Here is a 23,673-nt window from a genome sequence, read left to right on the forward strand (position 1 = left end):
CCGCTCAAGTACTTTCTCAGTACCGCCCCCGGAGAGGCAACACTTGAACAGCTTGTATCGGTAACCAAGATGCGCTGGCGCATCGAGCGCGACTATCAGGATCTGAAGCAGGAATTCGGACTGGGTCACTACGAAGGTCGCGGCTGGCGGGGCTTTCACCACCACGCCACGCTGAGTATTGCCGCATATGGGTTTCTGATGGCCCAGCGACTCAGGATGGGATCAGGCAGCGGCGATAAAAAAAACTTCATCGAACGCGCGCTGCCTGCGCTTCCCGCGGATTACATCGCACGCGGCAGCCCAGCGCGCACAACGCCACGTTCCTGACTCCATCACGACGTTGCGTATCCTGCTCGGACTACGACTCACGCAACGTCTGCACCATTCATCGCAGCGATGGCACGAAAACTATGTGACACAGTAAGACTAACAAATCAAGGAAAGGCCTCCACCGCAAGTGCACAGAAAAAAGCGCCCCGCAGGCAAACAGATCCAGGAAAGCCCACCGCCACAGGCAAACACACGACCAAGCGCCGCGCAGGCAAAAAAACCTACTCCTCCGCATCATGCTCAATCACAAACCGCCTCAAATAAGCCAGCACTGCGGCTTCAACCGCCCGATGGTCAGCTGTACTCTTCGATCCCGAATTTTCCTCATCGCCAAACAATGTGGACGGCGCATTGTGCACATCCACTTCCTGGCCTTCGCGAAACACGCGAATCTCGTGAACGTCTTCGGCGTATTCGGCGATCCAATGCACGCCTTCGATATGCGCGCCTGCGCGAACGGTAGGTATCTTCATGAACGTCTCCCGTCTGGTCGGTCCACGGCGCCAACCCTTGCTATCACCATACGCCGTCTGGATGCCAGGCGCGAGTCCTGTCGGGCAATTTCCTGAAGTTTCGCCGCGCCGCAACGAGCTTCCCTGAAGTTCCACCGCGCCATCGGCAAAGCCCCAGCCAACGTCCGCGCGGCACAAAAAGCGCGAAAATCCGTGTCAGACGGCCGTTTTTCAACCGCGTCGGCCCGTGTCGTGAACAGCCCCGGCACACGCATTGCTGCATGCACGAAGCCATCAGCCAACCGGAGGACTGTCATGCCCGAACAGAAAACCATCAAGCGTGCCCAAGCCGACAAACGTGTCGGCAAGGCATCGAGTACCCAGGCGGGAGAATTCGTCAAGGAACAGGTCGATAAGGTGCGCGCCGGCAAGCACGGCGTCAGATCGGCCAAGCAGGCGATTGCAATCGGTCTGTCGGAAGCGCGCCGCGCAGGCGTTGCCGTGAAGTCGCCGAAGAAGGGCGCCGCCAGTGAGGCAACCCGCAAGAAAGCGGAGAAGGACAACGCCGCAGGCCAGCATAAGAGCTCGGCAAAGAAGAATACGAGCAGCGAGTCGACGGCTAAACGCTCGCGTGCGGCAACCAATGCATTGAAACGTGAAAGCAGCGCAGGTGCATCGCACAAGGCTTTGTCGAAGCAGACGAAGTCGGCAGCGGCCAAACGTCCGGCCGCCAGCCGTTCGGCAGCAGCGAAGAAGGCCGCCGCGACGAAGGGGGCCTCAGGCCGCTCGGCCGCAGCAAAAAAGGCTGCGCACACAAGAGCTTCGCGCGCGCATCACTAACGGCGCGCTCGACGGACGGCGGCGCAAGCAACCGGTACACATAAGCGCCACCGTCTTTCCTGCTTTTTACTGCACCGTCGCCAGCACGTCGCCCACTGTCTTGAAGATGTGTGCGATCTGCTCTTCGTCGATGATGAGCGGCGGCGAGAACGCGAGGATGTCGCCAGTAAAGCGCACCAGCACGCCCGCCTCGAAACACTTCACGAACGCTTCGTAAGCACGCGCGCCCGGCGCGCCGTCGCGCGACTCGAGTTCGACGCCCGCGATCATGCCGAGGTTGCGAACGTCCTTCACATGCTTCGCACCGCGCAGCGAGTGAGCTGCGGCTTCGAACTTCGGCGCCATCGTTGCCGCGCGCTCGAACAGGCCTTCGCGGCGATACAGGTCGAGCGTTGCGACCGCGGCAGCGGCCGCGGCCGGGTGCGCCGAATACGTGTAGCCGTGGAACAGCTCGATTGCACCCTGCGCGCCGCTGTTGACGATCGTGTCGTGGATCGTGCGGCTCGCGGCCACTGCGCCCATCGGGATCGCGGCGTTATTGATCGCCTTGGCCATCGTGATCAGGTCCGGCGTCACGCCGAAATATTCGCTCGCCGTCGCCTTGCCGACGCGGCCGAAAGCGGTAATCACTTCGTCGAAAATCAGCAGGATGCCGTGCTTCGTGCAAATCTCGCGCAGCTTTTGCAGATAGCCTTGCGGGGGAATCAGCACGCCCGTCGAACCGGCCACCGGTTCGACGATCACGGCGGCGATCGTCGAGGCGTCGTGCAGCGTGACGATGCGCTCGAGTTCGTCGGCGAGATGAGCGCCCCAGGCGGGTTGGCCTTTCGAAAACGCGTTGTGTTCAAGGTTATGCGTGTGCGGCAGGTGGTCGACCGCGGGCAGCAGCGCGCCGGAGAACGTCTTGCGGTTCGGCGCGATACCGCCGACCGAAATGCCGCCGAAGCCCACGCCGTGATAGCCGCGCTCGCGGCCGATCAGACGTGTGCGCTGGCCTTCGCCGCGCGAACGGTGGTACGCCAGCGCGATTTTCAGGGCGGTGTCGACCGATTCCGAGCCGGAGTTCGTGAAGAAGATCCGGTCGAGGCCGTCCGGCATCAGTTCGGCGACTTTCGTGGCCGCTTCGAATGCCAACGGGTGGCCCATCTGGAAGGTCGGCGCGAAATCGAGCGTCGACAGTTGCTGGGTGATCGCGGCGACGATCTCGTCGCGGCCGTGGCCGGCGTTCACGCACCAGAGGCCGGCGCAGCCGTCGAGCACTTCACGCCCGTCCGTGGTGCGGTAGTACATACCCTTGGCCGACTCCAGCAGGCGCGGTGCAGCCTTGAACTGGCGGTTGGCGGTGAAGGGCATCCAGAAAGACGACAGGTCGTCGATGACGGGGCGCGAAGTCATGGTTTTCTCCTCGAAGTGGTCCCCCAAGGGCTTCCTTCGGGGCGTTGCGAAACTGTAGCGCCCGCGGTTTAATGGCGGCATAAACAGTTGACGCAGTGTGGCGCTAACTGTGCTGGTGGAATGGCGATAACTGTGTCGATCACGCGGTGATGCCATTCGGCACTTTGCCCGGCGCCCGCCTCGCCATCTCCGTCCATTTGGCAACTTAGCCGGCCGTCCCGGTCGGCCTTTCAGCCCAGACCATGATCGAACTACAACTTGAGCGCGACCGACGCGCCGCTCCCACGCTCGTCGAGCAGGTCGTGCAAGGCTTCGAGCGTGCCATCGAGGCACAGTCGCTGCGCGCCGGCGCGCTGCTTCCGTCGGTGCGGGCGCTGGCGCAAAGCCACGAACTGAGCACCTTCACCGTCACCGAGGCGTACAACCGTCTTGTTTCGATGGGCCTCGTGGTGGCGCGGCGCGGATCCGGTTATCGCGTGGCGGCGCGCTCACAGTCCGCGCGGGCCGCCCCGACCGACTGGCAGCCGCCGAGCCTGACCGCGACATGGCTGCTGTCCGACGTGTTCGCTGACCATTCGGTGCCGATCAAGGCGGGCGGCGGCTGGCTGCCGAACGAGTGGATCAACGAGACAGGTTTGCAGCATGCGCTGCGGGCGATGAGCCGGGTGCCGGCGGCACGCCTGGGCGACTACGGGCATCCGTATGGTTTCGCACCGCTGCGCGAGCGGATCGCCGAGCAACTCGACCGGCGCGGTCTGCCGGTCGACGTCTCCAACGTGCTGCTCACGCAGGGCGCGACGCAAGGGCTTGATCTGATCGTCCGCACGCTGCTGCGCGCGGGCGACGCTGTGATCGTCGAAGACCCGGGTTATTGCAATCTGCTGCAGATTCTCAAGCTGGCGGGGCTGGTGGTGCATGGGGTCCCGCGCACCCCGGCCGGCGTCGATACCGACGTGCTCGAAGCGCTGGTCGCGCAGCACAAACCGAAGGCGATTTTCGTCAACACCACGCTGCAGAATCCGACCGGCGCGACCTTCGGCATATCGGCAGCGTTCCGTCTGTTGCAGATCGCGGAGCGTCAGCGCATGTGGGTGATCGAAGACGATGTCAGCCGCGAACTGGCGCCGCCCGGCGCGCCCATGTTCGCCGCGATGGAAGGCTTGCAGCGCGTGCTCTACGTTGGCGGTTTTTCGAAGACAGTGACGCCGGGGCTGCGCTGCGGCTACGTGGTCGCCGAGCGCGCGGTGCTGCGCGAGCTGGCGCGCACGAAGATGGCCGTGGGGTTGACTTCGTCGGAAGCGATCGAGCGGATCGTCGACAAGGTATTGCTCGAAGGGCGCTATGCGCGTCACGTCGAGGCCGTGAACGAACGGCTCAAGCTCGCGCATGCGACCGTCGAAGAGCGGCTCGATTCGCTTGGTCTCGAACTGTTTCACCGGCCGCGAGCCGGCCTGTTCCTATGGGCGCGGCTGCCGATCGAAGCTGAGCGCGCGGGTGAAGTGGCGACCGCCGCGCTCACGCATGGCATCTGGCTCGCGCCCGGCTCCTACTTCCGTCCCGACGATGCACCGAGCGCCTGGTTCCGTTTCAACGCCCCGTACTCGACCGACGACGCCCTGTGGCGCTTCATCGAGCGAGTCGGGCAGGGCGCGATCTAGCGGTGCTTAACTTTAAGCGGACTGGTCGAGCAGCTTTAGCGCGATCGGATACAGCGAGAGAACCAGTAGCAGGGCCATCGCTACATTGAAGATGCGCAGCCGCTTCGGGTCCGACAGCACGCGCCGCATCGCGGTGCCGAAACCGGCCCACAGGCAGATGCACGGAAAGCCGATCACGTAGAAGATCACCGCCATCGCGACGGCATTCATGCTCGTGCTTTCGCTGAGGTGGATCGTCGTGGCGGCGGTCAGCACCATCATCCATGCCTTCGGATTGACCCACTGGAACGCGATGGCTTCATGAAACTTCATGGGCCGGCGATCGCCTTTCTTGACCTTCAGCTCGCCCGACGTGCCGATTTTCCACGCGAGATACAGCAGATACGCGACGCTTGCGACTTCGAGCACCGTGTACAGCACGGGGAAGTGTACGAACGCTTCGCCCAGACCAATCCCCACCGATAGCATCAACAGGACAACCCCGGCACTGATGCCTGAGAGGTGCGGCAGCGTACGGCGAAAGCCGAAGTTGACGCCCGAGGCCAGCAACATGGTGTTGTTCGGACCGGGCGTGATGGTCGTGACGAGCGCGAACAGAATGCCGGCGGGCAGCGCACTGAGGCTGAGGTAAGACATGGGTGGCTCCGGTGGCGGTCGATAGGACCTTTGGAGCATTCTAGCGAACCTTGCCGGTACAGTACCTGTACGGTTTGCGGGATGGTGTCCGGTACAGACGGGCGCGTGAGGTTCGCATTGGAGCTGGCGCTTCGATATCAAATAAACGATATATACTGTTTATACTGTTATCAATGCGGAGGTAAACATGACGACACCCGTCACTGAAGAGCACGTCAAGAAAGCGCCTGCGGTTAAGAAGGCGGCCAAAGCGAAGCGCTCAGTTGCTGCAGAAGCAGCGCCTGCTGTTAAGAAGGAAGCCAAAGCGAAGCGCTCGGCAACCGCGGAAGCGACGCCTGTCGTTAAGAAAGCAGCCAAAGCGAAGCGTTCAGCAACTGTGGAAGCGGCGCCGGACAGCGCTCCCGAAGCCAAAAAAGCCAAGCAGTCGAAGAAAGAGAAAGTCGTGCGCGACAGCTTCACGATGCCGAAATCGGACTACGACAAGATTGCATCTCTCAAACAGAAGTGCCTCGACGCCGGCGTGCCGGTCAAGAAGAGCGAGCTGTTGCGAGCGGGGTTGATGATGCTGGAGTCGGCAGCGCCACAGCGCCTGCTTGCCGTGGTGTCGTCGCTCGAGACGGTGAAGACGGGACGTCCCGCGAAGGGCTAAACCCCGGCGTCATGGTTCGATGCAAGGCTTGAATCAATTCGTGCCCGCCCGCGCGGTGTCGGACTGCAGCGCATCCGGCTGCAATTTCTCGAGCCGCGGGGGCGGGTACGAAACATCATCATGGCATCGCCGTATTGCTGGAAGGTGACGGACGAATTTATTCGTCGTCTGCAGCGTGTTGAGCGGCGGTGCCTGATAACACACGCGAACGGATCACTTTCACCCGTTGCTGCATGATTTCGCGTGCCTTGACGCCGTCTCGCGCTTCGATCGCATTCAGCACCGACTTGTGCGAGCGGATCACGCGTGCAGCGATCGCGTGCGTGGTATTCGGCGCGAGTAGCGGTTGCAACACAAAACGCAGCGCACGGAATTGCGCGAGCAGAACTCGGTTGTGCGACGACTCCACGATCGCTTCATGAAAGCGCAGCGACGCATCCGTGAACGCAAGCGGGTCGTCGCGCAGCTTGTCGAGTTCGCCCAGGATCCCGCTCAGCTTCTTGAGGTCTTCCTCGGTGGCGTTTTGCGCCGCAAGTTCAGCTGACGTGACTTCAATCGCCATTTGCGCGTCGAAGATCTCCTCGCCAGTGACGCCGATCAGATGTAACTGAATGGCCAGCGCGTCCGCGAAGCGCTCCGGATTGCCCTGCGCAATCCATGCGCCGCCTTTCGCGCCCATGCGAATTTCCACGATGCCGACTGCTTCGAGCGTGCGCAATGCGTCGCGCGCGGCCATGCGGCTCACGTTAAATTGGGCGGACAGCGACGTTTCACTGCCGAGGAAATCCCCCGTCTTGATCTGACCGGAAAAGACGGCTGCGCGCACTTGCGAAACGATGCGCCAGGATAAGGTTTCCGTCTGCACCGGTTCCCACAGCGGCGTAGTTTCGACAGTACCTTTTTTCAATTTCGGATCTCCGGACCTGAGCGTTGCGACGGGGTGAGCCGAAGCCGCACGCGCGAGAGGCGTGGTGCGACCCCGAAAGACTGATCGCGATGTTAGCATAGCCATTGAATAATCATACGGTTATACAGTTCGCATGGGCGCTCGAACCATTCGACGATCACAAGTCGAGCACCAGACACTCGGATTTGCTGCCCGAGCAGCAAATCATCATCGACCGGTTTGCCTCCTGTTCACCCTTTGTCAGCACCATGTCGCGATGGTCCGGTACGCCTGCGAGCACACGCGTTTCGCAAGCGCCGCACACACCCTGTGAGCAGGAGTAACTGACATTGATCCCTTCGTCGATCAGCGTGTCGAGAATCGTCTTGCCGGCGCTTACCTGAATCAGGCGCCCTGAGCGTGCGAGCTGCACGTTAAAACCGCCGGACGTCGCGGGCGCTTCGCCGGCGGCGAAGTATTCAACATGAAAACGCGCGCCGCTGCCACAAGTCGCAGCCGTAGCTTCGAACGCATTCAGCATGGCCGTCGGGCCACAGCAATAGAAATGCGTGCGGTCGTCGTGCTGCGTCAATACCGTGGCGAATTCGAGCCGCTTTCCGCCCGGTTCGCCGTCGTGATGAAACTGTACACGCGAGCCGTATTGACGCAATGCGCCGACGAATGCGGTGGCCTCACGGGTTCGCGTGCAATAGTGCAGCTCCCACGACCGCTTCAGCGCTTCCAGACGCTGGATCATGCCCATCAACGGCGTGATGCCGATTCCCCCCGCGATAAGCACCGTATGCGTGGCGTCCTCGACCAGCGGAAAATTGTTGGTGGGCGCACCGATCGTCAGCACTGCGCCGACGCGCAGCGTCTCGTGCATCCAGGATGAGCCGCCGCGGCTCGACGGATCGCGATTCACGCCGATCACATAGCGTTGCGTGTCCTCCGGAGAATTGCAAAGCGAATAGCTGCGAATCATCCCGTTGGGCAAGTGGAGATTGATGTGAGCGCCGGCTGTGAAGCCCGGCAGCGGCGAGCTATCAGGTGCGTGAAATTCATACGTATTGATGGTGGGCGCCTCGTATCTGATCGCGCGAAGTTGCACCTGTAGCGTATCCATAGCCTTCTTCATGTTGACTCGTCCGGAGTTGTCTCACCGCGCAGACGCAAATTTTGTTGCGCACGCTTCGATGTGTAATATATATTATCGAAACAGCGTCGGCAAGCGCGGAGCGGAAGTCGATCGAACGGATGAATTCTTCTATAATGTTTAATGTGTATTATCATTAGACCGATGATGGGAGCGACAGGAATGACAGCCGGCCGAGGCTACCGAAGCGTTTGTGTGTCCGACGCATCGGCCGAGCGATAACAATGGAGACTTGAAGAATGCTGTCCCAAGCGAAGAACGAACTCTTGACGAAGGTTGGGCCGGGCGAGCCGATGGGCGAGCTGTTGCGCCGTTACTGGATGCCGATTGCCGGCGTGAGCGAATTCGACGAGGTGGCCGTCAAGCCGGTGCGCCTGCTCGGTGAAGATCTCGTGCTGTACAAGGACCTGAGTGGCAATTTCGGACTGATCGACCGCCAGTGTCCGCATCGCCGCGCTGATCTCGCCTACGGCTTCGTCGAAAAGTGCGGACTGCGCTGCAACTATCATGGCTGGCTCTATGATCAGGGCGGCAAATGCACGGAGCAGCCGTATGAAGACGTTGCGAATCCGCAGTTGAAGCTGAAAGAGCGTGTGAAAATCAAGGCATATCCGGTAGAGGAGAAGGCGGGTCTTCTGTGGGCGTACCTTGGGCCGCAACCTGCGCCGCTCGTGCCGAACTGGGAGCCGTTCTCCTGGAAGAACGGCTTCGTGCAAATCGTGATCTCCGAGGTGCCGTGCAACTGGCTGCAATGCCAGGAGAACTCGATCGATCCAATCCACTTCGAATGGATGCACAACAACTGGACCGCACGCCTGAATGGACAGACGGGTCCGTACTCGCCCGCTCATAAACAGCTCGATTTCGACGAATTCGACTACGGATTTATCTACAAGCGCCTGCGCGGCGATGCGGACGAAAACGATCCGCTCTGGTCGATCGGCCGTGTGTGCCTGTGGCCGAACGCGTTCTTTCTCGGCGAGCATTTCGAGTGGCGCGTGCCGGTCGACGATTCGCGCACACTGAGCGTGACGTGGGCTTTCACCCGCGTGCCGAAGGAAAGCGAACCGTTCGAGCAAAAGAGCGTGCCGACGTGGCACGGTCCGGTGACCGATCCGCAAACCGGCCGCTGGATCACGAGCCATGTGATGAACCAGGATTTTGTCGCGTGGGCCGGACAGGGTGTGGTTGCTGATCGCACGAAAGAGAATCTGGGCAGCAGCGATCGCGGCATCGTCATGCTGCGCCGGCGCTTCTTCGAAGAACTGGAGGTGGTGGCGAACGGCGGCGAGCCGAAGGGCATCATCCGCGATCCGAAGCTTAATGAATGCGTGCAATTACCGATTGCGGCACGCGCCACGTTCGTTGAGGGCATGACGCGCGCGGAGATCGCGAATCATCCTTTGTGGAAGCACCATCTGCAGGATTTCCGCTTTCAGGCGGGCCAGCCGGAACATGTCCGGCAAGCTTTTCTCGAAGCGATGGGCATGGAGCCGTGACGTCCGCGCTACAGTAACGGTGCGAAAACAGCACACGGCGGCGCTTGGCGCCGACCGGATATCAGATATCGGAGACGTAGATGCATACCAGAAGTTACGACATTCAACTCGGCCTGTTCATCAACGGAGAGTGGCGTACCGGGGGGCGCGACACCCAGCCAGTCATCAATCCCGCTGATGAAACGGTGCTCGCTCATTTGCCGCTTGCCACGCAATCCGACCTCGATGACGCACTCGCCGCGGCGGCGACCGGATTCGCGACATGGTCGCGCATGAGCACGTCCGAGCGGGCTGCCATCATCGACAAAGCCGCTGCGCTGATGCACGAACGTGCCGATGAAATCGGCACGCTGATGAGTTTCGAGCACGGCAAGATGCTGGCCGACGGCCTGCAAGAAGCGCACAGTTCAGCAGATATCGTCAAATGGTTTGCGGAAGAGGGGCGTCGTGCCTATGGGCGCGTGGTGCCTGGTCCGCTGCCGAATTCGCGCCAACTCGTGCTGAAAGTGCCGGTTGGACCGGTAGCGGCGTTCACGCCTTGGAATTTTCCCGTACGGATTCCCGCACGCACTGTGGCGGCCGCGCTCGCGGCAGGTTGCTCGGTGATTCTGAAGGCTGCCGAAGAAACGCCCGGATCCACCACGGCGATGGCGCAATGCTTTCAGGATGCGGGTTTGCCGCCCGGCGTGCTGAATCTGGTGTTTGGCGTGCCGGCAAAGGTATCGGAACATCTGATCGCGTCGGACGTCATCAAGGCAGTCGCATTCACGGGGTCGATTCCGGTCGGCAAGCATCTCGCGAGCCTGGCTGCAACGCACGGCCTGAAGAAACTGGTCATGGAACTGGGTGGCCATGCGCCGATGATCGTCTGTGACGACGTCGACGTGGCGCGTATTGCCACGATGACCGCCAATGCCAAGTTTCGCCAGGCCGGGCAAGCCTGCATTTCACCGACGCGCTTCTATATTCAGGAGGGCGTATACGGCGCCTTCATCGACAAGTTTGTTGAAGTGGCCGCGAAGCTGAAGGTCGGCTCGGCCTTCGAGCCCGACACACAGGCGAGTCCGGTTGCCAACGCACGCCGGCTCGCCGCGGCGGACGAGTTCGTCAAGGACGCGGTATCGCACGGCGCGCGGCTGCTACTCGGCGGCCAGCGCCTGAATCGTCCCGGCTTCTTCTACGCGCCGACCGTGCTGGCCGATGTGCCCGAACAGGCGAGGATCATGAATGAAGAACCGTTCGGCCCAGTGGTGCCTTTCAGTTCATTCAAGACCGTCGAAGAAGTGCTCGAGCGTGCCAATCGATTGAAATATGGACTTGCTGCCTATGCGTTCACCGGCTCGGATCGGCGCGCGTTGCAACTGTCTAATGGCCTCGAGGCCGGCATGATCGGCATCAATAGCATGCTGGTGTCAGGGCCGGAAGTGCCTTTCGGCGGCGTCAAGGAGAGCGGCATCGGCTCCGAAAACGGCATTGAGGGCTTGCAGGCGTACCTGGTCACGAAGTTCGTTCAACAGGCCGTGTCCTGAGTGTCTTGCGGAAGCGGCGATTGAAACATTGATCGCCGCTAGCCAATCTTAGATAAGTTATATATATTATAGTTAACGACGACATCCTGAAGCAGTAAAGCCTTTGAGTGCCGTTCGAAGCCTGCTCATGGATTAGCCAACACGATTCGTACGACTAATGAAAGAAAATATCCCGCACGACACCAGTCACGCTCGGACTTCGACAGTCTGGGAGTCCGTGCAAACGGAAAAGCTTTCATGGCGCGTTGCGTCGCAAGTGCGTGCTGCGCTGTTCTCGAAGCAGGTGAAGGCGGGCGATTTTCTCGGCAGTGAGGCGTCGCTTGCGCAGCAATTCAACGTTAGCCGTACCGCCGCCCGTGATGGGTTGAGAACGCTGGAGGCGGTCGGCATCGTCGAGATCCGTATGGGCGCGAAGGGCGGCGTGTGGATTGCCGGTGCGAACCCGGAGCGCTTCGCCGACGCGCTGTCGATACAGCTGAGCCTCATTGGCGCTGGAGCGCACGAAGTGTTCGATGCGCAAATGGCGATCGAAGTGCTGGCAGCAGAGAAAGCAGCGGAAAACCTGACGGTGGCGCATCGTACGGCACTGCGTGACGCATTGCATGGCGTGGAAGACGCGCGCAAGCAACTCGAGACATTTACTGATGCGTCGCTGCGCTTTCACGAAGCACTCGTTGAAGCGTCAGGCAATCGGGTTCTGCTCGCGCAATTCAAGGCGCTGCGTTTTGTGCTGACGCCATTGCTTGCCACCTACACGAGTGCGGACACAGCGAATCGCGTGATCGCATCGCATCGGCGTCTATTCGATGCGGTGTGCCGCAGTGAAGTCGAATTGGCCCGGCGTCTGATGCAGGAGCGGATCCAGATCGTTCGCACGAGCTTCATTCCGATGACGCCGACGGTATACATCCGACCCGATCCTGAAGCGGTCCGGGCCTGAACCCACAATATTTAACGGAGACATTCATGATCATCGATGCGCACGCGCACGTTACCGCGCCGGATTCTCTCTACGTCTGGAAGTCCGGCCTCGTTTCCCATCGCGGCGCGCACGGCCGTGGCACTGCGCAGATCAGCGACGATGAAATGCTGGCGGTGCTCAATGCGCCGACATTCGGCACCAAATCGCACGTCGAGCAGTTGCGTGACATCGGCACGGACCTGCAGTTGATCTCGCCGCGTCCGTACCAGATGATGCATAGCGAAAAGCCCGCGAAGATCGTCCACTGGTTCACCGAGGAAACCAACGACATGATCGCGCAACAGGCGCGGCTCATGCCGCAGACGTTTCGCGGTATCGGTGGCTTGCCGCAGGCGTGGGGCGAGCCGGTCAGCGGATGTCTGCCGGAACTGGAACGCTGCATCAAGGAGCTCGGTCTCGTCGGCGTGCTGTTGAATACCGATCCGAGTGAGGGGCTTGCGACCAACGAGGTGCCCGATCTCGGCAACGAGTACTGGTATCCGCTGTATGAGAAGCTCGTCGAGTTCGATGTGCCCGCGTACCTGCATTCGGCGGGATGCCGTTCGGAACGGCACAACTACTCGCTGCATTTCATCAATGAAGAAACGATTGCGGTAATGGCGCTCGCCCGTTCGCGCGTGTTCAAGGATTTCCCGCAGTTGAAGATCGTTGTCTCGCATGGTGGCGGCGCGGTGCCGTATCAGTTCGGCCGCTTCCAGGCACCCTCGCTGCGGCCGGGGCGCGCAAGCGAACCGTTTCTGGACAGCTTGCGCCGTCTGTACTACGACACGGTGCTGTATTCGGAAGAGGCGCTGCGCCTGCTCATTAAGACGGTCGGCGCGGATCGCTGCATCTTCGGTGCGGAGCGGCCGGGCGTCGGCACGGTGAAGGATCCGCAGACGGGCCGCTGGCTGGACGACATTCGTCCGGTCATTGAAAGTTTCGAGTGGCTCAGCGGCGATGAGAAACGGATGATTTTCGAAGGCAATGCGCGCAAGGTGTTCCGGCTCGACCAGCCAGCTGGCACAGCCGCAGCACGTTGAATCCATCGGCCATGAAAAACACATTCAACGGGAGCGCGGCATGGCAACGATGATCGGCGCAATCGCTACATCGCACGGCCCGTTGCTGTCGATGCCGCCAGAGCTCTGGCATTTGCGGGCCGGCGCGGACCTGAAAAATCCATCGCACTGGTTTCAGGGGCGCTCCTACGACTACGCGGCGCTGCTAGAAGCACGCGCCCCGGGCTTTGCGGCGGCGGTCGCCGAAGCATCAAAGCAGGAATGCTATGCCGCTTGCCAGCGAGCACTCGATACGCTTGCCGAACGCTTCCACGCCATGAAACCCGATCTCGTCATCGTGCTCGGCAACGATCAACGCGAGGTGTTCAAGGACGACCTGACGCCGGCAATCACGATATTCGGCGGTGAACAGATCGAGAACCTGCCGCTGTCGGACGAACAGCGCCGGCGTCTGCCGCCGGGAGTCGCTGAGGCAGAGGACGGTCACTGTCCGCCGGAAGGAGCGGTTTATTCGGGTGCGCCGGATCACGCGTTGACGCTGGTGCAGTCGCTTGTCGATGACGGTTTCGATATCGCCGTTTCGAACCGGTTGCCCAAGGGTGAGGATCGTCAGCACGGCATTCCGCACGCGTTCGGTTTCGTCTATCGCCGCGTGATGCGCGATGCGCCGCCGCCGTCGGTGCCCTTGTTTCTGAACGTCGGCGTGGCGCCCAATCAGCCGCGCGTGGCGCGTTGTCTTGCGCTCGGTCACGCGCTCGGGGCGGCAATCCGGCGCTTGCCGTCCGAGCTTCGCGTGGTGGTGGTCGCCTCTGGCGGCATGAGTCACTTCGTGGTCGACGAAGCGCTCGATCATTGCGTGCTGGCCGCGCTTGCCGGACGCGACGAAGTCGCGCTGCGCGATATCCCGGAGTCGTATTTCAACGGCAATACGTCGGAAATCAAGAGCTGGCTGCCGCTTGTCGGTCTTGCAGCGAGCGCGTCGCTAAAGATGAAACTGATCGACTACGTCGCATGTTATCGCTCGGAAGCCGGGACGGGCTCGGGGATGGCGTTTGCCTGCTGGGAGTGAGCAGCAGCAACAGCGGCGATAGCGGCAAAAAAAAGCGAATATGAGGAACGGAGCAGACACGCATGAAAAAAGCAGATGACAACACTCGACGCCTGCAGCGGCTCGACTGTTGCGCAGTATCGGATGCACTCGACAAGCTCGGTCTGAGCGGCACGGTCACCGGCTTGCCGCAACGTTCGACCTCGCGCCGCATCGCCGGCAGGGTCGTAACCGTGAAGCTGGTGGAGGCCGCGCAGGTGAGCGCCGCCGCTCACACCGATGTGCCGCGTCATCTCGGCACGACGGCCGTCGAATCCGCCGGCGCGGGCGATGTGATCGTGGTCGAACAGCATACGGGGCTCGACGCCGGCAGCTGGGGCGGCATTCTCTCGCTCGGTGCGTCGTTGCGTGGCATCGAGGGTGTGATTGCAGACGGCCCCGTGCGCGATATCGATGAAGCGCGGCAATACGACTTTCCGGTTTTCGCGCGGGCATTGACGGCCTTCACTGCACGCAATCGCGTCGCCGAAGCCGGCACCAATGTGCCGATCACAGTTGCACAGGTTCGCGTCAATCCGGGCGACTACGTGATCGCCGACAACAGCGCGGTGATCTTCATTGCCGCCGCGGACATCGAGCGCGTGCTGGCCGCTGCCGAGCTGATCGTCGGTAAGGAAGCTGCGATGACGAAAAAGCTGCTGAATGGTGTGCCCATTGCGCAGGTGATGGGTGCGGACTACGAATATATGCTGCAGGACAGGGGATAAATATGAGCGACACGAACAACGCGAACGATACGAATGCGCAGCGTGCACAGCGCCTCGATACCGCGACACTGAGCGATGCGCTGGATCGCCTCGGCATCGTCGGTCAATGTACCGGGATCAAGCCGCGCAATGCGAGTTTCCGGCTGTGCGGCCGTGCGTTCACGATTCTTTACGGACCGCCGACGACGCCACCCGGCACCGTCGGCGACTATATCGACGACGTCCCGGAAGGTGGCGTGATCGTGCTGGATAACGCAGGCCGCGAAGACTGCACGGTGTGGGGCGACATTCTCACAGAAATCGCGCATCGGCGGAAAATCGCCGGCACCGTCATTGATGGTATCTGCCGCGATGTGAGCCTTTGCCTATCGCTGGGTTACCCTGTGTTCAGCAAGGGACACTGGATGCGTACCGGCAAAGATCGCGTGCAAGTCGAAAGTACGCAGGTGCCGGTCAATATCGGCAATGCGCGTGTGTTGCCGGGTGACCTGCTGGTCGGCGACGCGGATGGCGTGATCGTGATGCCGCGCGCTCACGAAGACCGCGTGCTGGCCGCAGCCGAAGAGATTCACGCAGCGGAGCACGCCATTCGTGAAGCGGCGCGGCAAGGCATGCGGCTCGACGAGGCGCGCAGGCAGCATCGCTATCACGCGCTGCAGAGCAAAGTGAGCGCCTGAGCGCCAACTGTCAGGGCGCTACGCCACGCGAGTTATCAGAATACCCATCAGGAGACACCATGTCGTACCCTTTCATCGATTCGCCGCTGGTCACCGCTTCGATCGAGCGGCCGGCCGCCGAAGCGATCGAGGCGGCCCGCGCCTTTCCGTCCGCGACATTGCTCGAAGCGGCCAACAAACTGGGCGCGCTGCCTTCGGCGATCAAGCCGGTCAGTCCGGCGTTTCGTGTCTGCGGCCCAGCGGTTACTGTGCATTCGCCGCCTGGCGACAATCTCTGGTTGCATCGCGCGCTGGTCGTCGCGCAGCCGGGTGACGTGCTGGTGGTGTACACGAGCGACTACTACGAAGCCGGCTACTGGGGTGAAGTCATGTCGACGGCGGCCAAGGAGCGCGGTGTGGCGGGCCTGGTGATCGATGGTTGCGTTCGCGATGCCGAGCTGCTTGCGCGTATCGGCTTCCCGGTGTTTTCGCGCGGCTTGTGCATCCGCGGCACGACCAAGGATTTCGCGGCACGCGGCTGGATCAATCATCCGCTGCGTATCGGCGATGTCGCCGTGCGGCCGGGCGACCTGGTGGTGGGCGACGCGGACGGCGTGGTGGTGCTCGCCCAGGAATCGATCGACGCGACGTTGCGTGCCGCGTCCGAACGCGAGGACACGGAAGCGGAAATACTCGCGCGCATCGCCGCAGGCGAGTTGACGCTCGATATTTACGGCTGGAATCGCTAGACGCGCGGTTCGGTACGAAGAGACAGAAGAGACAGAGGAGCAATCGCAATGAGCAATCAAACCGCAAGTAGGCATGAGCCTACGCTTTCCGAGCGCGCCGACGCGCTAGAACACGAGATGATCGCGGAGCTGGACCGGCGCGTGGTGAAATCAGTGATCTACACGTCAGGCGACCGCGATCCGACCCAGGCGATTCCTCCACCGCCGGGCACGGGCCCCTTCATGATGGGTGACGATCCTCGCCTGCAGAAGATGCCGTCGAAGCCCACGTTGATCGACTTTTTCAAGTACCGCTTCGGGCCGGCCAATCACGTACTGCAAAGCGCGACGCACGCATTGAAGGCCGGGCAGAACGAGAAGATCGTGTTGGCCTGCCTGTTGCATGACATCAGCGTGGCAGGTTTCATTCGTGGCGATCATGGCTACTGGGGCGCGCAGATGATCGCGCCGTATGTGGATGAAGAGGTCAGCTGGGCCATCCAGTATCACCAGGCGCTGCGTTTTTTCGCGGATGAATCGGTGGGTTACGGATATCCGGACGCGTATCTGCGCTATTTCGGCAAGGACTATGAGCCTGAGCCGTATATCCAGCGCGACTACGAATACGCGCGCAATCACAAGTGGTATATGTCGAGCCGCTCGATCACGCTGCACGACATCTATTCATTCGATCCGAACGCGGTAGTGAGTCTCGACGATTTCGTCGACATCATCGGACGCAATTTCCGGCAGCCGAAGGAAGGACTCGGCTTCGACGGCAGTCCGTCGGCGCATATCTGGCGCGCGATGATCTGGCCGACGAAGTTCCTGTAATAGCCCGGTGGCTGCGAATGGTGCGCCGGCGGCGCGCCACTCATCCTCATTCCTCTATTGAAGTCAGCAAAGGTGTTCCCATGACAAACGAATTGCGTCCTGTCGCTCCCACCTACATCGGCTCGTTGAAGCCCTATCAGGCAGGCAAACCCATCGAAGAAACGGCGCGCGAGTACGGACTGCCGGAAGCCAGCATCATCAAGCTCGCATCGAATGAAAATCCGCTCGGCATGCCGCCGAAAGCACGCGCGGCGATCGACGCGATCGTCAACAGCGGGGCACGCTACCCCGATCCGAACGGTCATGCGCTGAAAGTAGCGCTGGGTCAGAAATACAACGTCGAACGCAACTGGATCACGCTTGGCAATGGTTCGAGTGACATTCTCGAACTCGTCGCACGTGCATTTCTGCAGGCTGCGCAACTGGATAGCGATTGCAATGCCGTGTCGTCGCAATACGCATTTATGGCGTGGCAGAACGCGGTCAAGGCAACCGGCGCGCGGATGGTCGCCGTGCCCGCCAAAAACTACGGCCACGATCTCGACGCCATGGCCCTGGCGGTCAACGCTGCGACGCGCGTGGTGTACCTCGCGAATCCGAACAACCCGACCGGAACGTTCTTCACTGTCGACGAACTGACCTCGTTTCTCGATCGTATCCCGGCTAATGTCGTTGTGCTGCTCGACGAGGCGTATAACGAGTATCTCGAGCCGCACCATCGTTACGACAGTACCGAACTCGTGCGGCGCTATCCAAATCTCGTTGTGTCGCGAACATTCTCGAAGGCATTCGGGCTGGCTGGTCTGCGGGTCGGTTTTGCAATCGCAACGCCCTACGTCACCGATCTTCTGAATCGTGTGCGGCAGACGTTCAATGTCAATTCGCTGGCGCAGGCCGCCGCTATCGCCGCATTGAACGACGACGACTATCTGAACGAGTCGTATCGCCTGAATCGTGAAGGGATCGAACGGTTCTACGAGGTCTGCGACGCGCTTCGGCTCCCGTATGTGAAAAGCCAGGGTAATTTCGTCGTTATCAAGGTGGGTAATTCGGCCGAGTTGTTCGATGCACTGCTCAGGCGCGGCATCATTGTCCGCAAGGTCGTGGACTACGGGCTCGGCGAGTGGCTGCGCGTCACGGTCGGCTTGCCGCAGGAAAACGAAAGGTTCTTTACGGCGTTGCGTGAACTCGTGGTGGTCAACGCGTGAGATAGAAACTCACCTAAATTAAACTATATTATACTTTAGAGACAAAGCCCGGCCACGCACTGCCCGCAGCATCCGTGGCCACAAGCAGGCAAACACAAGTCCTGTCGCTTGAAGTCATTCCCCCGTTGGAGCGAGACAATCCATGCTTGAGTTTATTCTGCGGAGACTGTTCCAGAGCGTCCTTGCGCTTTGGGCGATGTCGCTGCTCGTGTTTGCCGGCGTCTACGTGGTGGGCGACCCGATTGCGCTGATGGTCCCCGACAGCGCCACACCCGAGATGCGCACACGCATCATCGCATCGCTCGGACTGGATCAGCCGTGGTGGCTCCAGTACTGGCATTTCCTCACACACTCGTTGCGCGGCGACTTCGGCACCTCGTTCCTGACGGGCGCACCGGTTGCGCAGATGATCGTCTCGCGGATGCCCGCGACGCTCGAGTTATCGGTGATTGCCATGCTGATGGCAATCGTCATCGGTATTCCGCTTGGCATGGTCGCGGGATTGCGCCCTGAAAAACTCTCCTCGCGCATCATTACCGCATCGTCGACGATAGGTTTCAGTTTGCCGACGTTCTGGGTCGGCCTGATTCTGATTCTCGTCTGCTCGGTGATCCTCGGCTGGTTGCCCTCAGGTGGGCGCGGCACCACGACCTCATGGCTCGGCATGCAGGTGAGCTTTCTGACGCTCGACGGCTGGAAGCACCTGCTGTTGCCAGCGCTGAATCTCGCACTCTTCAACATCGCGCTGATTATCCGGCTCGCGTATTCGTCGACGCGTGAAACCGCGCTGACCGACTACGTCAAGTTCGCGCGAGCCAAAGGGCTGAGCGCATCGCGCATTGTCGGCGTGCATATCCTGAAGAACATCATGATCCCGCTCGTGACGGTGATCGGCATCAACCTGGGAGGGTTGATCGCTTTTTCGATCGTCACGGAAACCGTGTTCGCGTGGCCGGGCATGGGCAAACTGCTGATCGATTCGATCAATGCGCTCGATCGCCCGGTGGTCATTGCCTATCTGCTGACCGTCGGGGCAATCTATATGCTGATCAATCTGGTCGTGGACATTCTGTATTCGCTGCTCGATCCGCGCATCTCGGTGACGGCGGAGGTGAATTGACATGGGACCCACCACAGGAACGACCGTGGCCGAACCGCGCGCCCAAACTGCTGTATCCGCCGCTTCCACCATTTCCGCGGCTAAACCGGTGAAACGTCCACATCGGTTTGCACGCATGGGTGGTCAACTGAGCGCCCTATGGAGTGAATTCCGTCAGAGCAAACTTGCGCTCACGGGACTGGTGCTATTTATCGCGATTGCTGCGCTGGCGGTATTCGCGCCGTGGATTGCGCCGCAGAATCCTTATGACCTTGCACAGCTCGACCTTGGCGATTCGCAGCTTCCGCCGCTTGCGCATGCGTCGATGGGCGCTCATATCTACTGGCTCGGCACCGACGACCAGGGGCGCGACATGTTGTCTGCGATTCTTTATGGCATGCGCACGAGCCTGTATGTGAGCCTCGCCTGTACCGTGCTCGCGCTGGTCATCGGTGTTGCGCTGGGTCTCGTCGGCGCATTCTATGGACGCAAGGTCGATGCGCTGATCATGCGGCTCGCCGACATCCAGCTTTCGTTTCCTTCGATTCTGATTGCGCTGGTGTTCATCGCTGCATTCGGCAAGGGCGTCGACAAGATCATCTATGCACTCGTGCTGGTTCAATGGGCGGTGTATGCGCGTACCGCGCGCGGCTCCGCACTCGTCGAGTTGCGCAAGGAATATGTCGAGGCGGCGCGCTGCCTGAAACTTAGCGACGCGCGGATTATCTTTCGCCATGTCCTGCCCAACTGCGTGCCGCCGCTGCTGGTCGTCGCAACTGTGCAGATGGCGACCACGATCTCGCTTGAGGCGACGCTGTCGTTTCTTGGTCTCGGGCTGCCTATTACGGAGCCGTCGCTCGGTCTGCTGATTTCGAACGGCTATAACTACCTGCTGTCCGGTTCTTACTGGATTAGCGTTTTCCCCGGCGTCGCGTTGCTGTTGCTGATGCTGTGCCTGAATCTGATGGCGGATCGCCTGCGCGATGTGCTCAACCCGAGGTTGAAGAAATGACTCAGCCCGCATTGCAGGTGGATAATCTGTGCACCCACTTCACGACACCGCGCGGCATCGTGAAGGCGGTGAACGGTGTGAGTTTTAGCGTCGAGCGTGGCGAAATTCTTGGCGTGGTCGGCGAGTCCGGGTCCGGTAAATCGCAAACCGGTTATTCGATCATGGGTTTGATCGATCCCCCAGGCAAGGTGGTGAGTGGCAGCATCAAGCTTGCGGGTGAGGAGCTCGCCGCATGCACCGAAGCGCAATGGCGCAAGATTCGCGGCAACCGGATCTCGATGATTTTCCAGGATCCGATGATGACGCTCAACCCCGTGCTGCGTATCGATACACAGATGGTCGAGGCGGTGCTCGCGCACCGGCCGATGAGCCGTCGCGCGGCGCTCGACGAAGCGCGCATGGCGCTTGCGCAGGTCGGCATCCCCGCGCCGGACGAGCGTCTGAAGTGTTATCCGCATCAGTTCTCCGGCGGCATGCGTCAGCGCGTCGCGATTGCGATTGCGTTGATCAACCGGCCCGAGGTGGTGATCGCCGACGAACCGACTACCGCACTCGACGTCACCATTCAGGCGCAGATTCTCGGTGAGATTCAGCAGCTTTGCCGCAACTCGGGCACGGCGTTGATCTGGATCACGCACGACCTGTCGGTGGTCGCGGGGCTCGCGGATCGCGTGTGCGTGATGTACGGCGGCAGGATCGCCGAATACGGCAGCGTCGATCAGGTGCTCGATACGCCGCGTCATCCGTATACGCGTGGGTTGATGAATTCGATTCCGAGCCGCAATCCCAAAGGCGTGATGCTGCGGCAGATTCCCGGTGCGCCGCCTTCGCTGCTCGCGTTAGGCGGCGGCTGTGCGTTCCGCACGCGCTGTTCATCCGCGGTGCCCGAATGCGCGCATGAGATTGCCGAATCGATTGACCACGACGGCCACATGGTTCGCTGTATCCGGCCCGTCGTCGATGAAAACGAGGAGATTGCATGACCCCGCTGCTTGAATTGCGTAACGTCACGAAGACGTTCGCGCCCAGACAGGATGCGACCGGGCGCTTCGTCCGGGCAGTCACCGGACGGCAGCCGCCGAAGGGCGTACATGCGGTCACCGATCTGAGCCTGAGTGTGAGCGCCGGCGAGGTGGTCGGGCTGGTCGGCGAATCGGGCTGCGGTAAATCGACGGTCGGCCGCCTGGCGGCCGGCGTCTACTGGCCGACGAGCGGCAAACGCTACTGGCAGGACACGGATATGGCGGCGCTCGGACGGCGCGAGCGCAATCGCGCCGAACTCGATATCCAGATGATCTTCCAGGATCCGTACGCGTCACTCAATCCGCGCATGCGGGCCGCGGATATCGTCGCGGAGGGGGCGCACGTGCACGGCTTCATTCGTAAAGCAGATACACGCGATTTTGTCGGCGCGCTATTTGAACGGGTGGGCCTCGATCCGGATTCGATGGACCGCTTCGCCCATCAGTTCTCGGGTGGCCAGCGTGCACGTATCGGTATCGCGCGTGCGCTATCGGTGAGTCCGAAGTTTCTCGTTTGCGATGAATCGGTGGCGGCACTCGACGTGTCAATTCAGGCACAGGTGCTGAATCTGTTTATCAAGCTGCGCGAAGAGCTAGGTTTGACGTATCTGTTCATCAGTCACGATCTGGGCGTGGTGCGCCATATCGCGGATCGCATTGTCGTGATGTATCTCGGCAAGATTGTCGAATCGGGACCGACCGAGCAGGTCTATCAGAATCCGCGGCATCCTTACACGCAGGCATTGCTGGCGGAAGTGCCTTCGCTCGACAAGCGCAAGAAGACCTTCTATGCAATCAAGGGCGAGATTCCGTCGCCGATGAATCCGCCTTCGGGTTGCCATTTCCATCCGCGCTGCCCACACGCGTTGCCCGTTTGCAAGGAGGTTGTGCCCGAATTGAAGCAAGCCGTCGATGGGCAATTCGCAGCGTGTCATCTGATCGACTGACGTCACCGGCACGCTTGAACTCTGGCCCGGTGTGAATCGTACAGCAGCGATGCTGGCGGTTCACACCGGGCTTTTTTATGGGCGGTGCAAAGGTGAGGTAGTGAGTTCGCGTGAGCCCTAATTCCAGCGGCACAAAAAAGCCGGCTTGCGCCGGCATAAATGTGTGCCGCTCGACTCTCGCCATCGAGCGGCACGTCTCGCGATCAATCCATCAGAACTTGTGGCGGATGCCAATACCCGCCACGACCTGCTTGTTGGTACTCGACGTCGGCAGCGTCAGAATGACCGCACGCGTACCGTCACCGCTCGCCAGTTGATAGTTCACCTGGGCATACAGGTCGGTGCGTTTCGACAGGAAGTAGTCGATTCCGACTGACGTCTGGCCCCAGTGTGAACTTTCGAGCTTCGAATAGGTGTACCCCGCGCCAGCGACCAGCGCCGGTGTGAAGTGGTACAGCAAGCTTCCTTCCAGGGTGCTCAGTGTCGCCGAATTGCCCATATACGAGATCCGCGTGCCGGTGTAGTTCGCCATGATGCCGACGTTGCCGATCGAATAGCTGCCGCCGAGCCCCCATGTCTTCATGCTGTCCGCCACGATCGGGCTGCCTGTTAGCGGCTGGCCGAATAGCGTGCTGACGCCCAGATCGTTGGTCGGATTGATGCTGAAGTTATTGATATCCGTATAGGCTGCGCCGAGACTGAGCGGGCCACGATCGTAGGTCAGGCCGAAACTCATCGAGCTGTTCTGATGGAAGTTGCCCGCCGTATTACCGAAGCCGTACATCGCGCCAGCGGTGAAGCCGCCGAAATTGTTGCTGACGAATTTGACCGTGTTATCCAACCGGTCGCCCGACACGCGATCGTAGTCACCCGGATGGAACGCATACACGCCGGCGACGTAGGCAATCGAGTAGTTGCCGATGATGTCGCCCATGAAGTCGTACTGATGGCCCAGTGTCAGTGTACCGATCTGATTCGACAGGCCGACGTAAGCCTGGCGCCCGAACATGAGGCCACCCTGACCCATGCTGCCGTTGTTCAGGTTGAAGCCGTTCTCAAGGCGAAACAGCGCTTTCATACCGCCGCCGAGGTCTTCCGTACCCTGGAAGCCGAGGCGGTTGCCCTGTGGGACGCCCGTGTCGAAGACCCACGCGGAATGACCGTTGCTATTACTAACGTAGCTGATGCCCGAGTCGACGATCCCGTAAATCGTCACACTGCTCTGCGCCTGTGCACCCGCTGCAAAAGTACAAAGTGACACGGCAGCAAGTGGTACGGCGAGGGTCTTTCTCATTGTTTGTCTCCTTTCCATGAATAGTCTGCGCTAAGTTTGTTAAAG

At 60.8% G+C, this 23,673-nt stretch carries 24 protein-coding genes; 18 read left to right on the forward strand and 6 right to left on the reverse strand.

The window, feature by feature from the left end; translation table 11 throughout:
- The coding region (locus HHL24_RS39765; RefSeq protein WP_169490758.1) for a transposase at positions 1–327 on the forward strand (327 nt) is incomplete at its 5' end.
- 224 nt (positions 328–551) lie between these two features.
- On the opposite strand, the gene HHL24_RS39770 is transcribed toward HHL24_RS39765, so the two are convergent.
- Positions 552–803, reverse strand: a complete 252-nt coding sequence (locus HHL24_RS39770; protein WP_115776711.1) for a hypothetical protein — start codon at positions 801–803, stop codon at positions 552–554.
- A gap of 294 nt (positions 804–1,097) precedes the next feature.
- Here HHL24_RS39770 and HHL24_RS39775 point away from each other — a divergent pair, with 294 nt between their 5' ends.
- Positions 1,098–1,622, forward strand: coding sequence for a DUF6496 domain-containing protein (locus HHL24_RS39775; protein WP_169490759.1), 525 nt, complete (start codon positions 1,098–1,100; stop codon positions 1,620–1,622).
- A gap of 66 nt (positions 1,623–1,688) precedes the next feature.
- Here HHL24_RS39775 and HHL24_RS39780 read toward each other — a convergent pair whose 3' ends face one another.
- A complete protein-coding gene (locus HHL24_RS39780; protein ID WP_169490760.1) occupies positions 1,689–3,017 on the reverse strand; it encodes an aspartate aminotransferase family protein in 1,329 nt (442 codons plus the stop codon).
- A gap of 242 nt (positions 3,018–3,259) precedes the next feature.
- On the opposite strand from HHL24_RS39780, the gene HHL24_RS39785 reads away from it, so the two are divergent.
- A complete protein-coding gene (locus tag HHL24_RS39785) occupies positions 3,260–4,675 on the forward strand; it encodes an aminotransferase-like domain-containing protein (RefSeq protein ID WP_169490761.1) in 1,416 nt (471 codons plus the stop codon).
- Positions 4,676–4,687: 12 nt separating this feature from the next.
- On the opposite strand, the gene HHL24_RS39790 is transcribed toward HHL24_RS39785, so the two are convergent.
- Positions 4,688–5,311 carry a LysE family translocator gene (locus HHL24_RS39790; protein ID WP_169490762.1) on the reverse strand — a complete coding sequence of 208 codons (624 nt, stop codon included), beginning with the start codon at positions 5,309–5,311 and terminating at the stop codon, positions 4,688–4,690.
- A gap of 187 nt (positions 5,312–5,498) precedes the next feature.
- Between HHL24_RS39790 and HHL24_RS39795 the strand changes: the two genes are divergently transcribed.
- On the forward strand, positions 5,499–5,960 hold the full coding sequence (locus HHL24_RS39795; RefSeq protein WP_169490763.1) for a hypothetical protein: 462 nt from the start codon (positions 5,499–5,501) through the stop codon (positions 5,958–5,960).
- 157 nt (positions 5,961–6,117) lie between these two features.
- Here HHL24_RS39795 and HHL24_RS39800 read toward each other — a convergent pair whose 3' ends face one another.
- Together HHL24_RS39800 and HHL24_RS39805 are read right to left on the reverse strand one after the other, a co-directional pair.
- Positions 6,118–6,867: a FadR/GntR family transcriptional regulator gene (locus HHL24_RS39800; RefSeq protein ID WP_169490764.1), complete on the reverse strand. Its 750-nt coding sequence runs from the start codon at positions 6,865–6,867 to the stop codon at positions 6,118–6,120.
- A gap of 157 nt (positions 6,868–7,024) precedes the next feature.
- Positions 7,025–7,984 (reverse strand): PDR/VanB family oxidoreductase, encoded by a 960-nt coding sequence (locus HHL24_RS39805; protein ID WP_230417774.1) that lies wholly within the window; start codon positions 7,982–7,984, stop codon positions 7,025–7,027.
- Between the two features lie 257 nt (positions 7,985–8,241).
- Between HHL24_RS39805 and HHL24_RS39810 the strand changes: the two genes are divergently transcribed.
- From HHL24_RS39810 to HHL24_RS39875, 14 genes are all read left to right on the forward strand, one after another.
- Positions 8,242–9,501: an aromatic ring-hydroxylating dioxygenase subunit alpha gene (locus tag HHL24_RS39810; protein WP_169490765.1), complete on the forward strand. Its 1,260-nt coding sequence runs from the start codon at positions 8,242–8,244 to the stop codon at positions 9,499–9,501.
- Between the two features lie 80 nt (positions 9,502–9,581).
- A complete protein-coding gene (locus HHL24_RS39815) occupies positions 9,582–11,030 on the forward strand; it encodes an NAD-dependent succinate-semialdehyde dehydrogenase (protein WP_169490766.1) in 1,449 nt (482 codons plus the stop codon).
- A 157-nt stretch (positions 11,031–11,187) separates the two neighbouring features.
- The gene (locus tag HHL24_RS39820) at positions 11,188–11,970 is read left to right on the forward strand and encodes a FadR/GntR family transcriptional regulator (RefSeq protein WP_169490767.1); all 783 of its coding nucleotides are present in this window, start codon (positions 11,188–11,190) and stop codon (positions 11,968–11,970) included.
- Positions 11,971–11,996: 26 nt separating this feature from the next.
- On the forward strand, positions 11,997–13,034 hold the full coding sequence (locus HHL24_RS39825) for an amidohydrolase family protein (protein WP_169490768.1): 1,038 nt from the start codon (positions 11,997–11,999) through the stop codon (positions 13,032–13,034).
- A gap of 40 nt (positions 13,035–13,074) precedes the next feature.
- Positions 13,075–14,082, forward strand: coding sequence for a DODA-type extradiol aromatic ring-opening family dioxygenase (locus tag HHL24_RS39830; RefSeq protein ID WP_169490769.1), 1,008 nt, complete (start codon positions 13,075–13,077; stop codon positions 14,080–14,082).
- Positions 14,083–14,144: 62 nt separating this feature from the next.
- Positions 14,145–14,828, forward strand: a complete 684-nt coding sequence (locus HHL24_RS39835; protein WP_169490770.1) for an RraA family protein — start codon at positions 14,145–14,147, stop codon at positions 14,826–14,828.
- 2 nt (positions 14,829–14,830) lie between these two features.
- The gene (locus tag HHL24_RS39840; RefSeq protein WP_169490771.1) at positions 14,831–15,505 is read left to right on the forward strand and encodes an RraA family protein; all 675 of its coding nucleotides are present in this window, start codon (positions 14,831–14,833) and stop codon (positions 15,503–15,505) included.
- 59 nt (positions 15,506–15,564) lie between these two features.
- The gene (locus tag HHL24_RS39845) at positions 15,565–16,233 is read left to right on the forward strand and encodes a 4-carboxy-4-hydroxy-2-oxoadipate aldolase/oxaloacetate decarboxylase (protein ID WP_169490772.1); all 669 of its coding nucleotides are present in this window, start codon (positions 15,565–15,567) and stop codon (positions 16,231–16,233) included.
- A gap of 48 nt (positions 16,234–16,281) precedes the next feature.
- Complete coding sequence (locus HHL24_RS39850; protein WP_169490773.1) at positions 16,282–17,046, forward strand: HD domain-containing protein; 765 nt, start codon at positions 16,282–16,284, stop codon at positions 17,044–17,046.
- Between the two features lie 80 nt (positions 17,047–17,126).
- A complete protein-coding gene (gene hisC, locus HHL24_RS39855; RefSeq protein WP_169490774.1) occupies positions 17,127–18,254 on the forward strand; it encodes a histidinol-phosphate transaminase in 1,128 nt (375 codons plus the stop codon).
- 142 nt (positions 18,255–18,396) lie between these two features.
- Positions 18,397–19,374 (forward strand): ABC transporter permease, encoded by a 978-nt coding sequence (locus HHL24_RS39860; protein ID WP_169490775.1) that lies wholly within the window; start codon positions 18,397–18,399, stop codon positions 19,372–19,374.
- 115 nt (positions 19,375–19,489) lie between these two features.
- Complete coding sequence (locus HHL24_RS39865) at positions 19,490–20,365, forward strand: ABC transporter permease (RefSeq protein WP_169490790.1); 876 nt, start codon at positions 19,490–19,492, stop codon at positions 20,363–20,365.
- Positions 20,362–21,348, forward strand: coding sequence for an ABC transporter ATP-binding protein (locus HHL24_RS39870; protein ID WP_169490776.1), 987 nt, complete (start codon positions 20,362–20,364; stop codon positions 21,346–21,348). The genes HHL24_RS39865 and HHL24_RS39870 overlap by 4 nt, the downstream gene beginning before the upstream one ends.
- Positions 21,345–22,334, forward strand: a complete 990-nt coding sequence (locus HHL24_RS39875) for an ABC transporter ATP-binding protein (RefSeq protein WP_169490777.1) — start codon at positions 21,345–21,347, stop codon at positions 22,332–22,334. The genes HHL24_RS39870 and HHL24_RS39875 overlap by 4 nt, the downstream gene beginning before the upstream one ends.
- Before the next feature lie 211 nt (positions 22,335–22,545).
- On the opposite strand, the gene HHL24_RS39880 is transcribed toward HHL24_RS39875, so the two are convergent.
- Positions 22,546–23,628, reverse strand: a complete 1,083-nt coding sequence (locus HHL24_RS39880) for a porin (protein ID WP_169490778.1) — start codon at positions 23,626–23,628, stop codon at positions 22,546–22,548.
- Positions 23,629–23,673: the final 45 nt, after the last annotated feature.

It is taken from the genome of Paraburkholderia polaris, assembly GCF_012927345.1.
Classification (GTDB): Bacteria; Pseudomonadota; Gammaproteobacteria; order Burkholderiales; family Burkholderiaceae; genus Paraburkholderia; species Paraburkholderia polaris.

Bases quoted from the DNA above. Each gene is read 5' to 3' on its own strand.
- HHL24_RS39820 (WP_169490767.1), top strand. From the start codon at position 11,188: ATGAAAGAAAATATCCCGCACGACACCAGTCACGCTCGGACTTCGACA.
- HHL24_RS39845 (WP_169490772.1), top strand. From the start codon at position 15,565: ATGTCGTACCCTTTCATCGATTCGCCGCTGGTCACCGCTTCGATCGAG.
- HHL24_RS39825 (WP_169490768.1), top strand. From the start codon at position 11,997: ATGATCATCGATGCGCACGCGCACGTTACCGCGCCGGATTCTCTCTAC.
- HHL24_RS39860 (WP_169490775.1), top strand. From the start codon at position 18,397: ATGCTTGAGTTTATTCTGCGGAGACTGTTCCAGAGCGTCCTTGCGCTT.
- HHL24_RS39865 (WP_169490790.1), top strand. From the start codon at position 19,490: ATGGGTGGTCAACTGAGCGCCCTATGGAGTGAATTCCGTCAGAGCAAA.
- HHL24_RS39775 (WP_169490759.1), top strand. From the start codon at position 1,098: ATGCCCGAACAGAAAACCATCAAGCGTGCCCAAGCCGACAAACGTGTC.
- HHL24_RS39785 (WP_169490761.1), top strand. From the start codon at position 3,260: ATGATCGAACTACAACTTGAGCGCGACCGACGCGCCGCTCCCACGCTC.
- HHL24_RS39830 (WP_169490769.1), top strand. From the start codon at position 13,075: ATGGCAACGATGATCGGCGCAATCGCTACATCGCACGGCCCGTTGCTG.
- HHL24_RS39850 (WP_169490773.1), top strand. From the start codon at position 16,282: ATGAGCAATCAAACCGCAAGTAGGCATGAGCCTACGCTTTCCGAGCGC.
- HHL24_RS39770 (WP_115776711.1), bottom strand. From the start codon at position 803: ATGAAGATACCTACCGTTCGCGCAGGCGCGCATATCGAAGGCGTGCAT.
- HHL24_RS39880 (WP_169490778.1), bottom strand. From the start codon at position 23,628: ATGAGAAAGACCCTCGCCGTACCACTTGCTGCCGTGTCACTTTGTACT.
- HHL24_RS39780 (WP_169490760.1), bottom strand. From the start codon at position 3,017: ATGACTTCGCGCCCCGTCATCGACGACCTGTCGTCTTTCTGGATGCCC.
- HHL24_RS39805 (WP_230417774.1), bottom strand. From the start codon at position 7,984: ATGAAGAAGGCTATGGATACGCTACAGGTGCAACTTCGCGCGATCAGA.
- HHL24_RS39790 (WP_169490762.1), bottom strand. From the start codon at position 5,311: ATGTCTTACCTCAGCCTCAGTGCGCTGCCCGCCGGCATTCTGTTCGCG.
- HHL24_RS39875 (WP_169490777.1), top strand. From the start codon at position 21,345: ATGACCCCGCTGCTTGAATTGCGTAACGTCACGAAGACGTTCGCGCCC.
- HHL24_RS39840 (WP_169490771.1), top strand. From the start codon at position 14,831: ATGAGCGACACGAACAACGCGAACGATACGAATGCGCAGCGTGCACAG.
- hisC (WP_169490774.1), top strand. From the start codon at position 17,127: ATGACAAACGAATTGCGTCCTGTCGCTCCCACCTACATCGGCTCGTTG.
- HHL24_RS39815 (WP_169490766.1), top strand. From the start codon at position 9,582: ATGCATACCAGAAGTTACGACATTCAACTCGGCCTGTTCATCAACGGA.
- HHL24_RS39835 (WP_169490770.1), top strand. From the start codon at position 14,145: ATGAAAAAAGCAGATGACAACACTCGACGCCTGCAGCGGCTCGACTGT.
- HHL24_RS39810 (WP_169490765.1), top strand. From the start codon at position 8,242: ATGCTGTCCCAAGCGAAGAACGAACTCTTGACGAAGGTTGGGCCGGGC.
- HHL24_RS39870 (WP_169490776.1), top strand. From the start codon at position 20,362: ATGACTCAGCCCGCATTGCAGGTGGATAATCTGTGCACCCACTTCACG.
- HHL24_RS39795 (WP_169490763.1), top strand. From the start codon at position 5,499: ATGACGACACCCGTCACTGAAGAGCACGTCAAGAAAGCGCCTGCGGTT.